This window comes from Bacteroidales bacterium (genome assembly GCA_013141385.1).
GTDB lineage: Bacteria > Bacteroidota > Bacteroidia > Bacteroidales > Tenuifilaceae > UBA8529.
Window position 1 is genome coordinate 60,780 of record JABFRB010000002.1, and the last position, 12,512, is coordinate 73,291.

Here is a 12,512-nt window from a genome sequence, read left to right on the forward strand (position 1 = left end):
AGATTTTTTTGATTAGATTATCAACAGCTATATATCTGTTTAACATCTTTTTTTAACTTTGCAGTGCATTTTGAAAAATGTTTCTTGATGAGAAAATACCTCATTCCCCTAATCATTATTTGTTGTTCAATTAGCGTTGCAGGTCAGGACTACACCTCTAGGGGGGATGATATTCTCGTTCAAATCCGTCAGAATAAAACCAATCAAGGGAAAGTTACAATAAACCAGAATCCTCAAATAGAGCATGTTTTTAACCTCGATATTCTGCAAAGTGCAAGACAACCCGGCATGCATGGATATCGAATCAGAATCTACTTTGATTTAGGCCAAAAATCGCGTAAACAATCAGAGGGCATTGTAGGGGAATTCATGCAGAACTATCCTGGCATATCTGTTTACAGATCTTACATAAGCCCTTACTACAAAGTATCGGTTGGCGATTTTCGCACACGCGATAATGCCCTTAAACTTTACTATCAGTTACTTAAGGAATACCCAAAATCATTTATCGTACCCGAGTGGGTAAACTTCCCGCCACTCGAATAAATAATAAAATATGCAGAGAATAGTAGATATTCGAAAGCTGAAAGCAACCTCAAAAAAAATCCCTACGGATACAACAGAGTTAGCTTCGGTCGAATCGAATCTTCAATACTATCCTTTGAACTATTTCTTTGCAACGATGTTTCCATTTAACCAAACGTTATCAATCAGTTATAGAAATGAGCGATCAGATTAAACACGAGTGCGGAATTGCTTTGATAAGGCTTCTTAAGCCCCTAGAGTACTATCAGGTAAAATATGGGTCATGGAGATATGGATTGCAAAAGCTTTACCTGTTGATGGAAAAACAGCACAACAGGGGTCAGGATGGCGCAGGATTGGCAAGTGTGAAGTTTGATGTTGAACCCGGGCAACGATATATCGATAGGGAGCGTTCTAACTCACAATCATCTATTCGTGATGTTTTTGATGCTGTAAACAAAACGTTTAAAAAATACGAATCAAAGCCCGATTTAATTGACGATCCTGCTTGGGCAAAGCAAAACCTTCCTTTTGCAGCGGAACTATATCTTGGACATCTTAGGTATGGCACATTTGGCAATCATAGCATAGATTACGTTCATCCTGTGATGAGGGAGAACAACTGGAAATCGAGAACGCTAGTTGTAGCAGGTAATTTCAATATGACAAATGTTGACGAACTTTTCACGAAGTTGGTTAACCTTGGACAACATCCTAAGGATTATTCCGATACCGTTACTGTCCTTGAAAAAATTGGACATTTTCTCGATGAAGAAAATCAACAGCTTTTTAGGCAGTATAAAAACGAAGGAATTTCTAATAAGGAAATAACCAACCTGATTGCCGAGCATATTAGCATAAAAAAGACACTACAGGATTCAACTAAAGATTTTGATGGGGGCTACGCTATTGCGGGTTTATTGGGACATGGCGATGCTTTTGTTCTCCGCGATCCATGGGGCATTCGTCCTGCTTACTACTTTGCTAACGATGAAATAGTTGTAGTGGCTTCGGAACGACCTGTTATTCAAACCGTTTTGAATATCTCTGTTGATGATGTGAATGAAGTTAAACCTGGGCATGCTCTCATTATTAAGCGTGATGGCACAATAAGCCACGACGAGATAAGGGTTCCTCAAACCCGAAGTTCTTGTTCATTCGAGCGAATTTACTTCTCAAGAGGAACCGATAAGAGTATATATTTAGAAAGAAAGAAATTAGGAGAATTATTAGCTTTAAAAAGTTTAGAGGCTGTTGATTTTGATTATCGGAATACAGTTTTTTCGTTTATTCCAAATACAGCCGAAACAGCATTTTATGGAATGGTTAAAGGGGTTGAGGACTACCTAAAGATGGAAAAAAAGAGGTTGATTCTCGAAAAAGGAAAATCTATTACTGAGGATGAGTTGGACGAAATCATCTCAATGCGTCCACGGGTTGAGAAGGTTGCTGTTAAGGATATTAAACTACGAACTTTTATTTCGCAGGATAGTGGACGCAACGATTTGGTTGGACACGTATATGATGTAACCTACGGAATTGTCCGTAACGATGTTGATAATCTCGTGGTTATCGACGATTCGATTGTAAGGGGCACCACCCTGAGGGAGAGCATACTTAAGATCCTTGATCGATTACATCCAAGAATGATAGTAATTGTATCATCATCACCACAAATTCGCTACCCCGATTGCTATGGCATTGATATGGCAAAACTCGGAGATTTTGTTGCATTTAGGGCTGCAATCGAACTTTTAAAGGAAACGGGGCACGAGGGTGTAATCAACACAGTATATAAAAACTGTAAAGCGCAACAAAATCTACCCAAAGAAGTGATTATTAACTACGTAAAGGATATCTATAGGCCATTCACCGATGAGCAAATTTCCGATAAAATCGCTCAAATCTTAACCCCTAAAGGGATGAAAGCTCAGGTGAAAATAGTATTTCAAACAATTGAAAATCTTCATATTGCATGCCCAAACGATTTGGGCGATTGGTATTTTACAGGAAACTACCCAACGCCAGGCGGCAATAGGGTGGTAAACACCTCATTTATTAACTATATTGAGGGGCGGAATCAGAGAGCCTACTGATCCTTTTTCCGAAGTTTTGATTCGTGTTTAATGAACTTTCGGAGTTCATATTTTTCCTTGATATTTTTGAAGAAGCTAGCGATATGCCTTTCTACTTTATGATCATAGATATCGGAAATGGTAATCATAATTCCTGTTTCCTCAACATCACCAAAGAAAGGATTAATAACTGTTCCAAAAACCTTCATCGAGGGGCTGATATTCATATATGAGTTAATCAAGGGTGGAATTTTCTCACCTAAATGACGGATTTCGTGGGAGAGTATCTTATAATCCTCCTTGTATGAACTTCCATTAAATATTTTTGCAAGTTTCTCCCTATCCATTTCAACAACCATAGGATAGATAGGTGTTATTAGACCCTCTGTATCGCTAAAGTACTTTTCGAAAAAATAGAGTAGTAGATTACGGGAATCAAGGTTATAGTTACGGTACATTGTCACCTTCCCAAAGAAATATTTAATATGCGGATTTATGACAATCAATGCACCCAAACCATCCCACAGATTATCCAAAGCGTATATACCCTTTCCAAGCCTATAAATAGATTGATATTTTGGCTGTACGAATGACCGACCCAACTCTATCATGTGGGGCATATATTCTGCTATAAACTTATCGGAGAAATTAAAAAGATGCTTTGTTGATAGGTTTATCTCTTCACCTTTAGAAGGATCGACGCTATGGTAACGATAACCACCAACTATCTCCTTATCCTTTGGATCCCAAACAATTAGTTGTTTGTAACAGTTTGTGCAAGTATCGTATTCATCAATATCAATGCTCAGACCAGTACCACCACCGGCAGAACGGAAAGTCAATTCGCGAAGTCGACCAACCTCCCTCATAAGATTCGGTGAATCTGCGGCAGTAAAAATATAAAGATCGTTCCCTGCGTTGTTGGTATGGCGAACAAACTTATCGTGTGTAAGTTCTTGTTCTAGCAACTTTTTATCTACATGTTCAATGATCTGTTCCATCAACAAAAATTTGCTAAAAGTAACACTAATTCATGCTTATTGTTTTCTGCTTATCAAAATTATGAATTTTGAGCCATCTCATAAACACTGCTTTTCACCCAGTTTGCCCATCCTTGTGGGGGGAGTGAATTATCAAAATTTTTATATGGAATGGGTTTACCAATTTTCACGACAATGTTTTTCCCTTTTTGTTTGAACATCTCATCTACGAGATAAAGCATTTCAATATTTGCCTTGATTCCAAAGAAAGCCCTAAGTTTGGCTAGATTATAAAAGAAATTAGAGTTTCGACCGCTAAAATATATGGGCACAATATCGCGTTGATGTCTTAGCGCCTTTGTGATAAAACTCTTTTTCCATTCCAAGTCTTCAATTTTGCCTTTCTGTTTGCGGGAGCAGAGACCCGCAGGGAAATATAGTATTTGAGAACTAGAGGAGTACGCTTGCTCTAATGCACGTGCATTTTGCGATGATTGTGAACCATGTTTATTAACTGGTATAAAAATGCCATGAAGCTGCTTTAAATGCATTAGTAAATCATTCACAGGAAACTTTACTTCCGGATATTCTTGACCTAAAAGATGTATTAGAATCATACCATCCAGCCCACCAAGGGGATGATTTGAAGCGAATAGGTACCTACCATCTTGGCTAATATTTTCAATCCCTTCAACCTGATAGGATACATCCATATGTTTTAATACTGCATCAATAAATTCAACGCCCTGTTTTTGTCCATGCTGGGAGAGAATCTCATTAATCTCAGCTTGATGGATGATGCGTTTTATGTATCGAATAATAAAGTGAGGCAGGAATTTAATTAGGCGAGGACTTTTGCCTGCTATTACCTTCTCTACATCTATGAAATTCTCTTTTTCTTGCACAGAAACATCATTTATTATTAGCAAAGTTAAGAATCAAAAATTGACAAATGTGATAGAGAAAAAATCACCCAATAATTTTTGCCAACAAACACATATCAAAATATCTATCTCGGGCATAGTAGTAATCACGCATTATACCCTCGTTGATGTAACCATTCTTCTCAAGCACCCTTATTGATGCCTTATTTTGAGGGTCAACCAATCCATTTAAGCGATGCAATTTTAGTTCGGAAAAGCAATAGTTGGTAATAAAGTTAACTGCTGAGCTGGCAAAACCTTTCCCCCAAGATTCTTTAAGAAATCCATACCCAATTTCGGCTTTATGATTATCCTTATCAATACCAAATAGGCCACCATAGCCAATCTCTTTTCCAGTGCTCATTTCACTAAAAACCCACCAAATGGCTGTTTGTTCCGCCATTGATTTTAGGAATTTAGCAAGAAGTGCTTCAGCTTCATTAATCGTTTGGAAAGGTGTGCGAGGAACAAACTCTAAATTTTCAATGCTTGAGTTAAAGTTAAATAGCAAATTGATATCACTAGAATTTAGTAAGCGGAAGTCCAATTTTTCGAACATTTTATTGGAGTTAAAAGTTATAAAACGTTACTGTTTTGAACGTTCGACCCTAGAAGCAAAATATTTTGTATTGCCACGCCAAGGAAAGGACATATAGCGTTTAAAATAATGTAAATTTACCCTTTCGCCCGTTAATGCAACAGCCTCCAAATCTTTTATCACCTCTTTCTCCTTGCTTTCAACAGAAAAATCAAATGTTTCAGCAATTGGGCTTGCTCCCCTTAATGCGCCGAATGATTCAAGTCCAAGTTTTCCCTCGTATGTTTTAAAAATCATTCCCTTTTGGCTTATACGTAATATTTTTCCTGCCATTACTCCTTCCTCGTACTTGCCCCAGTATGTAAATGCGCAGATTCCAAGAAAAACTATTAAGGCAAGTATAATAATTCGTTTAACTATCTTCATATTCAGTAGGCTAAAAGTGTCTTCAAAGATAATAAATTTGGTGGTTTGGCATTATATCTTTCAACTAGAAAAACACAAAGAGAACTTAAGGCATTATTTTGCCAACCGCTCTTTAGCCTCATTTACAGAACACACAAATACTACCCTTCCATACCTATTACTTTCAAAAATAAAATCCTTTAAGCTCTTACTTGAGTATTTTGTAAAATCGCCAACTAAAGCAAGACGCACGCTATAAGTTGAAAACTTTTGAAGAATATCTCCGGCTATACCTGTCTTTAAATCAAAAAAAGCAGGAATCAAATTTTTCTCATGAATTATAATTCTGGTTGATCCTTGATAATTACAATTCCCCATTATATCTAAAACATCCTGCGTACTATTTATAATGATACTCTCAGAAATTATCTCAGCAATACTTATTCCGTTGATTTGGCTAATTTCTATTTTCATAGTTTATATTGTTATTGTGAGGATGAAAATGGCAACTACGTTTTTTTACTATAACTATTATTTCTTAACCTATTTATTTTCCAAGGCCAAATTTGAACTCAATTTTCCTGCAATAAAACCAGTTGTCCAAGCAGCTTGTAAATTATAACCCCCTGTAATTGCATCAATATCTAAAACTTCTCCGGCAAAATAGAGGTTTTTGCAAACCTTACTTTGCAGTGTATTATGGTCAATGCTTTGCAAACTAACCCCACCGCAGGTTACAAACTCTTCTTTAAATGTTGATTTTCCGCTTACAGCATAAATATCATTTGTTAATACACTAATCAATTTATTGAGTCCTTTCTTACCAAGTTCGCTCCATTTTTTCTTTAGGGAGAGTTCACTTTTCTCTAATAGGTACAGCCATAATCTCTCAGGCAGAGCGTAAGGTCGAATATTCGATAATAATTTATTGGAATGTTCATTAATAATGGCATTCATGTAATTAATGACTAAGTCATTATTTTGCTCGTAAACCCAATTTACCTGAACATTAAAGTTATAGCTCATCTCATTCAATACCCTTGCCCCGTATGATGATAATTTGAGAATTGCAGGACCACTCATTCCCCAGTGTGTAATAAGTAATGGACCTTCTGATTTAATTTTTGTGCCTTGAATACTCACCAAGGTATTTTCAACCACAATCCCCATCAATTCAGTAATTGGGTCTGACGGAATATTGAATGTAAATAATGATGGAACGGGGTTTTCAATTTTGTGTCCCAAAGATTCTAACCATTCCAATCCATCCCTTTTTGGAGAACCTCCAGTTGTAACAATTACCTTGTCAAAGATTTTAGGCTGGAATTCATCCTTAAGAAATACAAGTTCTAGCTGATTTTCTATTTGTTTTATTGCTTTTACACCATGTCCCAGTTCTATTTCAATTCCAAGTCTTTTAGTTTCTCCTATTAAACAATCGATTATACTTTGTGAGTTTTGAGATACTGGAAAAACACAATTATCACTTTGAGTTACTAAAGGAACGCCTCGCGATTCAAACCATTCGATTGTATGATTATTATTGAAAATGTGAAAGGCTTTTTTTAATAATCGTTCACCTCTGGGGTAAGCTTTGCATAATTCATCTATGGAATTGCAACCGTTGGTGACGTTACATCTTCCTCCGCCAGATATTTTAACTTTTGATAAGGGTTTTAGCGATTTTTCAAAAATTACAACCGTAGCATTTGGATAATTTTCCTTTGCTGCAATTGCAGCAAAAAAACCAGCAGCACCTCCTCCAATTATCCCAATTTTCATTTAAACTCCCAGACAATTAATTATATACGATTCGCCCATTTCTGTTGCTATTTGTTAATAATATTTTGATTGAATCGCTATTGCAGTTCTTTTTTTATCAGTTCAATTTTAGTATGATTTTCGAAAGAGAAGGTTGAACTTTTCTTTTCAACATGCTCATAGAGAGCTAATATCTTTTTTAAAAGATCTGCCTTTTTCGCTTTTTCATAATTCAGGTCGTCCAGCATTTCATAAATAATATCTGCATAAACCCCGATAAGTTTATAATCGGGTGTCATTTTTTCAAGTTTCTCAATTATCTCTTCTTCAGATAAAGACAGAATTTCGGAAAGATCTAAATCGAGTTCTGTTTTAAGCGTTTGGTTTACAATCTCTATTCCCTGTTCGGTTTTTCCTTGTGTTTTCAGACTTATCAAATCGGCTAAGAGTTTTCCTAAAACTCGCCCAAGTTCATCGATTTGTTTTTTTAGATAATCACGGTATACCATAAGGGTAAAAAGTGTAAGTTATTTTGACTAATTGGACTGTAATAGCAAGATGTAAAGATCTAAAAGACAATACAAATAGTAACAGTTTACTTACCATAAAAGTAAGCAATTTTTGATAAATCTATCGAGGATCAGTTTTTAGCCAGAAAAAGAGAGGTTATGTTGAAACGATTTAATGTATTTATTCGAATTCGTTTATTATTTCTTTAATTCCTTCAGGGATTGTTGTTATTTTAAAATTAGGGAAATGTGTATTGAATTTTGTACAGTCAAAAATATAATCCTGCTCCCATTGGTACAGCAGTTCAATTATCTCTTTAACAAAGGGATTAAATAACCCCACTATTTTAATCATCTCTTTTTTGAGAATGGTATATTTTAACTCTTTCCCTTTTATAGATGAACACTGAGCAATAAATTGTTTTGTGGTCATTCTATTTGTATCACAAGGTAAATGCCATGTTTGATTATAGGCATCTGGGGTATTTCCTAATAAAGCGGTAGCTTTAGCTGCATCGGGAGAATAAATCAAGGTTCGTAGAGTGGAATCGTTCAATAGCACTTGCAGTTTTTTACCTTTTTTGATATTGTAAAATATGGTTGAATTTGTTCCACTATTAGTATTGTGAGGACCATAGAATTCGGGTGCTCGGCAAATCATTGCCGTAATTTGATTGTTTTTAATTTCATCTAAAAGCATTTGGGTAATTACACCTCTTACTTTACCCTTGATGCTAACGGCATTAAAAGGTGTTTCTTCGGTCATTGTTCCTTTTACCTTACCGTACATGTAAACGTTATCGAAAAATACCAATTTAGCATGGTGTAACTTACAAGCATCAATAACATTTCGCATCACTATAGGCCACTGTTCGTGCCATATTTTTGAGTTGTACGGTAAACCAGCAGTGAGATAAACAATTTCGGATCCTTTTACAGCAATTGAAGTTTGACTGGGGTTTAGTAGATCAGCAGACACCAGTTCGTCCGTATCATTAATCTTTTTGGGATTTCTGCTTACCAAGCGAATATCCTTTGTGTATTTTGAATGAAGTTCTTTTGCAAGCTCACTTGCAATAATGCCATTGGCACCGAGTATTGTTTGCATGGGGTTATTTATTTTTATTCAGTGGAGTTGTTGGTTGGCTTTGCTTTCCAGAAAATCAACCTATTTTTTATTTTAGCTATAAAATCCTTACCAATTAAGAATATGCTTAGATAAAACAGAATTTCTCCGGCAACTAAAAGCCCTGTAATTACCCCTGCAATTGTACCTTTTGAAAAACCAAACCAGGGAACAACCAGTATCAACCCAAATAAAATACAGGAAATAGCTAATAGTATATAACCAATTGTTTTAGTCATTTTTTAGGCGTGCCATAAATTTTAAAGGATCCTTATATCAACATAATTTAAGTAGTTAAGTTTATTCGAGGAATAAAAAATTTTATAAATTTCTTCTTGTTAATAGTGAGATTCTATTATAAATAGTAAAATATACTTAAATTGCAGTAGTATATTTAGATACAGGGTAGAATTGCTAACAAAAAATCAACCTGTTTTATTATAGGATAATTGATCTCATAAATTACTGTTAAATCAAGCATCAATAACGTTAAACACGCACCCATGTATACAATTAGTAAAGGCCATCTTTTAGCTAATTATTGTTTATTAATTATGCTTCTGCTAGTTGCAAAAACCATAACTATGGCTCAATCTGTAGATCTTGGTTGGAAAGGATCAGCGATGATGCCTCTAAATTTATTTACAGATAAAGATAGATGGATTTGCAACTTTAATCAGGGGGCAAGAGATTCTGGCTATATAACCACCAATGATACCTGTGTTTTTCTACACTGGAAATTTGGTTCAGGGAAAAGAGACAAGTTTGTACAGTTTTATCAGGTAATGAGTCCAACCATCTCATTATCCGATAAGGATATATTTGGCTTTGATGTTAAAGGATCAAAGTGTGATACAAGACGTAACATTCAACTCAAATTTGAAGATGGTACCATTCAGGGCACCTATAAATGGGACGGATTAGCTAGTATTACCAGATGGTGTGAGAGCGTTTCAGTTCTTAAAAAACAAATAGGGAATGGCGGAAGCATTAGCTGGAATGCCGTAAAGGTTATATCGTTCGAGGTTAATTCTGGAGCATCAGATAATGATATATTGCCCGATTCGGGTACGATAGCATTCAAAAAACTTAAAACCGATTCTGCTGCATCTTGGGTACGTGCAACCTCCTTTGAAACGCTTAACGATTCCAGTGTGTTACCTATAATTGCTAAGCAAGCCTTAAAAGCAATTCTCAATCGTCAAAATAGCAATACAGGCCTTTTTTGTACCTGGCTCGCGGATAAAGTCTCCTATCTATATGGGCAAGGACTTGTTCTAAAAATACTTTCTTCGGAGGGGCAGTGGGAGAATTCAAAACCAGTAGATTCATGCTCCAGAGCTGCAGAAAAATTGGCGCTATTTCTAGTTAAAAATCAAGATAAACTTGGTTTCTGGCCAAGAGCTTGGAAAACCGAAACAGGGGATATTATTTATAATCTTGAGGGTGATGGAACAGTATGGATGGGTGATTTTCCCTGGATTATTACAGGTTTACAGAATTACTATAATAAGTCAAAAGATAAAAGGGTAATAATTGCCATTGAAAAAGCAAAATTCTTCCTGTATAACTTAATAGACAGCGATGGGAAATTCTACACAATCAACCCGCTAACTAAGGTGAAGTATGAGGTTTCAAGCGGCGAAGCTTATACCGCGGCAATACTCAGTGTCAACGAACTTGGCGACTCGTCTAAAGCGAATAAAATGTTGCAATATATTGACAGTAAAACATGGGATACAGAATTAAAATACTGGCAGGAAGCAATAAATGCTCCTCGTGTAGTGCTATTTGCCAACACATGGCTTTCTGCATTTTTTAAGAAAACGTCTGATGCACAAAAGTCTCTGGATGCACTTTCCTTTTCGGGGAAAGTACTTTATACCAAGGGACCAAGTGATCCTGCCGGATTTGATGGGATTGGGCCAATTGCAACGTGGTATGAAGGAACGTTATCTTACATCTGTGCAGGAGGAACTGGTAGTCGTTCACTCTTCTACAATTTAGTTAACCATCGCTATCCCGATGGAACAGTACCTCATTATAACGACTCTGTTAGTGTAGCCGGAATTTGGGCGGTTAAATGGTCGAGTCTTGATGGTACATCATGGCTCTACTATGCAGCATCAAGAAAATCCCCATTCGACAGGTTAACCACTTTAGATACTTGCAAAACTGAACCAAAAAAAGTATTAATGCACTACATGGGATGGTTTGGTACTGGTATAACAGGCCAACATTGGTCATGTGGTCAGCCCAGAAAACCTCTTATCGATTATTACGATTCAAGAAGTTGGACAACATCGCTTTACCATATATTATTGTCTTGGTCATGCGGAATTGATGGGTTGGTTATTAACGTAAAAGATGACTTTGACGAGCAAAGCCTTAAGGTACTAATGCCTACAATTAATAAAATCAGGGATATTGATAGTACAGATTTTAAATATGAATTTGCTATCAGCTATGATGATCAGGGAATGGATAAAAAAGAACCATTGGATACTGCTTTAAGAAAAATTTCGTACTTACGTGATTATATCCTTCCGAATACATCAAATTACCTGTATTATTATGATAGACCGGCAGTTTTTGTATTTAATTATCCAAATAAATTTTTAACTGCAAAAAATTTTTATGACGTTACAAGTAGCATATTTACTGAAAAACAACCAATTATTCTGTGGAATGAAATAGAAGCAGATGCTATCGATTATATTAATTCTTCATATCCTTGGGTTGGCCCTGATAATACCGGATGGTATGCAAATGGCAAGAACTGGGGGAGAAAATATTTGCAGTGGTACTATCCTGAAGTAAATCAATATGGTTTAAACCTCAATTTTACTACCGGAGGCGTTTGGCCTGGTTTTGATGACAAGAGTAATAATTGTTGGGGAGAAAAGAATAGATGGATGGATAGGCAGAATGGAACTATATACGATTCAACATGGACATTTGTGAATAATTACCAGTCCCCCTTACCATTAAAATGGGTAATTATTGAGACCTGGAATGATTGGAACGAGGGTACTGAAATTGAGCCTAGCAATGAATTCGGTTATAAATATCTTAAATCGACAATTAAAAGCATTAATGATTTTAAAAACACAAATATTTCCTTAGATACTTGTAAATTTGAGGCTGCAAGAAAAATCTATGAAGCATCAAGATTGATTGAACTTAAATTACGTGATTCGGTAAAACATTATCCCGATCTTAAACTTGCAATTAAAAATTTAATACTAAAAGATTGTTCCAATGCCATATCTTTTGCTGAAAATATAATATCGAACATCAATGAAAACAGCATTAGCGGAATAAAAATATACCCAAATCCATCTAACAATAAACTTAATATTGAGTTAAATGATATTAAGCAATCAACAATGCGGGTTATTGGTATTAAAGGGGATATTATGCTTACCAAAATAATAAATAGGCAATTTGAAACTATTGATATATCTAATTTGCCGAAAGGGGTTTACTTTATTCAAATATTACAAGAACATAAATCTTTCGTAAAAAAGATAGTTCTAAACTAATATCATACAACAGACTTTATATAGATTAAGCATCAACTGTTGTACCTAAAGTTTACTCAAAAACTTTATCCTTCGGAAAAGAAGGTAAACCCTAGAGTTCCGAACTTTTTAAAAAGTTCGGAACT

Annotated in this window: 13 protein-coding genes; 4 read left to right on the forward strand and 9 right to left on the reverse strand. The window is 35.6% G+C overall.

All coding sequences use genetic code 11. The annotated features are described in order from the left end of the window. Nucleotides 1-87 precede the first annotated feature (87 nt). Genes HOO91_01465 through HOO91_01475 form a run of 3 tightly spaced genes read left to right on the forward strand, consistent with a single transcriptional unit; the run spans nt 88 to nt 2,621 of the window. Nucleotides 88-546, forward strand: coding sequence for an SPOR domain-containing protein (locus HOO91_01465; GenBank protein ID NOU16214.1), 459 nt, complete (start codon nt 88-90; stop codon nt 544-546). Nucleotides 547-556: 10 nt separating this feature from the next. Next, nucleotides 557-739: a hypothetical protein gene (locus HOO91_01470; GenBank protein NOU16215.1), complete on the forward strand. Its 183-nt coding sequence runs from the start codon at nt 557-559 to the stop codon at nt 737-739. Further along, nucleotides 723-2,621, forward strand: coding sequence for an amidophosphoribosyltransferase (locus tag HOO91_01475; GenBank protein NOU16216.1), 1,899 nt, complete (start codon nt 723-725; stop codon nt 2,619-2,621). Before HOO91_01470 ends, HOO91_01475 begins: the two co-directional genes overlap by 17 nt. Here HOO91_01475 and HOO91_01480 read toward each other — a convergent pair. The 9 genes from HOO91_01480 to HOO91_01520 all read right to left on the reverse strand — a co-directional run bounded on the left by HOO91_01480 (nt 2,615) and on the right by HOO91_01520 (nt 9,081). Continuing rightward, nucleotides 2,615-3,601: a GNAT family N-acetyltransferase gene (locus tag HOO91_01480; protein NOU16217.1), complete on the reverse strand. Its 987-nt coding sequence runs from the start codon at nt 3,599-3,601 to the stop codon at nt 2,615-2,617. The two genes, HOO91_01475 and HOO91_01480, sit on opposite strands and share 7 nt — an antisense overlap. Before the next feature lie 59 nt (nt 3,602-3,660). Continuing rightward, the gene (locus HOO91_01485) at nt 3,661-4,485 is read right to left on the reverse strand and encodes a glycerol acyltransferase (protein ID NOU16218.1); all 825 of its coding nucleotides are present in this window, start codon (nt 4,483-4,485) and stop codon (nt 3,661-3,663) included. 64 nt (nt 4,486-4,549) lie between these two features. Continuing rightward, nucleotides 4,550-5,062, reverse strand: a complete 513-nt coding sequence (locus HOO91_01490) for a GNAT family N-acetyltransferase (protein ID NOU16219.1) — start codon at nt 5,060-5,062, stop codon at nt 4,550-4,552. A 27-nt stretch (nt 5,063-5,089) separates the two neighbouring features. Continuing rightward, nucleotides 5,090-5,467: a 6-phosphogluconate dehydrogenase gene (locus HOO91_01495; GenBank protein NOU16220.1), complete on the reverse strand. Its 378-nt coding sequence runs from the start codon at nt 5,465-5,467 to the stop codon at nt 5,090-5,092. A 93-nt stretch (nt 5,468-5,560) separates the two neighbouring features. Next, nucleotides 5,561-5,920, reverse strand: a complete 360-nt coding sequence (locus tag HOO91_01500) for a DUF4180 domain-containing protein (GenBank protein ID NOU16221.1) — start codon at nt 5,918-5,920, stop codon at nt 5,561-5,563. A gap of 69 nt (nt 5,921-5,989) precedes the next feature. Continuing rightward, nucleotides 5,990-7,228 (reverse strand): NAD(P)/FAD-dependent oxidoreductase, encoded by a 1,239-nt coding sequence (locus HOO91_01505; protein NOU16222.1) that lies wholly within the window; start codon nt 7,226-7,228, stop codon nt 5,990-5,992. Nucleotides 7,229-7,305: 77 nt separating this feature from the next. Then, nucleotides 7,306-7,716, reverse strand: a complete 411-nt coding sequence (locus HOO91_01510) for a hypothetical protein (GenBank protein NOU16223.1) — start codon at nt 7,714-7,716, stop codon at nt 7,306-7,308. Between the two features lie 181 nt (nt 7,717-7,897). Continuing rightward, nucleotides 7,898-8,824 carry an NAD-dependent epimerase/dehydratase family protein gene (locus HOO91_01515; protein ID NOU16224.1) on the reverse strand — a complete coding sequence of 309 codons (927 nt, stop codon included), beginning with the start codon at nt 8,822-8,824 and terminating at the stop codon, nt 7,898-7,900. Between the two features lie 14 nt (nt 8,825-8,838). After that, nucleotides 8,839-9,081, reverse strand: coding sequence for a transporter suffix domain-containing protein (locus HOO91_01520; protein ID NOU16225.1), 243 nt, complete (start codon nt 9,079-9,081; stop codon nt 8,839-8,841). Between the two features lie 264 nt (nt 9,082-9,345). Between HOO91_01520 and HOO91_01525 the strand changes: the two genes are divergently transcribed. Further along, nucleotides 9,346-12,387 (forward strand): T9SS type A sorting domain-containing protein, encoded by a 3,042-nt coding sequence (locus HOO91_01525; protein NOU16226.1) that lies wholly within the window; start codon nt 9,346-9,348, stop codon nt 12,385-12,387. Nucleotides 12,388-12,512: the final 125 nt, after the last annotated feature.

Excerpts from the sequence above, each read along its gene's own strand:
- HOO91_01465 (NOU16214.1), top strand. The coding sequence starts at position 88 with ATGAGAAAATACCTCATTCCCCTAATCATTATTTGTTGTTCAATTAGC.
- HOO91_01470 (NOU16215.1), top strand. The coding sequence starts at position 557 with ATGCAGAGAATAGTAGATATTCGAAAGCTGAAAGCAACCTCAAAAAAA.
- HOO91_01475 (NOU16216.1), top strand. The coding sequence starts at position 723 with ATGAGCGATCAGATTAAACACGAGTGCGGAATTGCTTTGATAAGGCTT.
- HOO91_01480 (NOU16217.1), bottom strand. The coding sequence starts at position 3,601 with ATGGAACAGATCATTGAACATGTAGATAAAAAGTTGCTAGAACAAGAA.
- HOO91_01490 (NOU16219.1), bottom strand. The coding sequence starts at position 5,062 with ATGTTCGAAAAATTGGACTTCCGCTTACTAAATTCTAGTGATATCAAT.
- HOO91_01495 (NOU16220.1), bottom strand. The coding sequence starts at position 5,467 with ATGAAGATAGTTAAACGAATTATTATACTTGCCTTAATAGTTTTTCTT.
- HOO91_01500 (NOU16221.1), bottom strand. The coding sequence starts at position 5,920 with ATGAAAATAGAAATTAGCCAAATCAACGGAATAAGTATTGCTGAGATA.
- HOO91_01505 (NOU16222.1), bottom strand. The coding sequence starts at position 7,228 with ATGAAAATTGGGATAATTGGAGGAGGTGCTGCTGGTTTTTTTGCTGCA.
- HOO91_01510 (NOU16223.1), bottom strand. The coding sequence starts at position 7,716 with ATGGTATACCGTGATTATCTAAAAAAACAAATCGATGAACTTGGGCGA.
- HOO91_01515 (NOU16224.1), bottom strand. The coding sequence starts at position 8,824 with ATGCAAACAATACTCGGTGCCAATGGCATTATTGCAAGTGAGCTTGCA.
- HOO91_01520 (NOU16225.1), bottom strand. The coding sequence starts at position 9,081 with ATGACTAAAACAATTGGTTATATACTATTAGCTATTTCCTGTATTTTA.
- HOO91_01525 (NOU16226.1), top strand. The coding sequence starts at position 9,346 with ATGTATACAATTAGTAAAGGCCATCTTTTAGCTAATTATTGTTTATTA.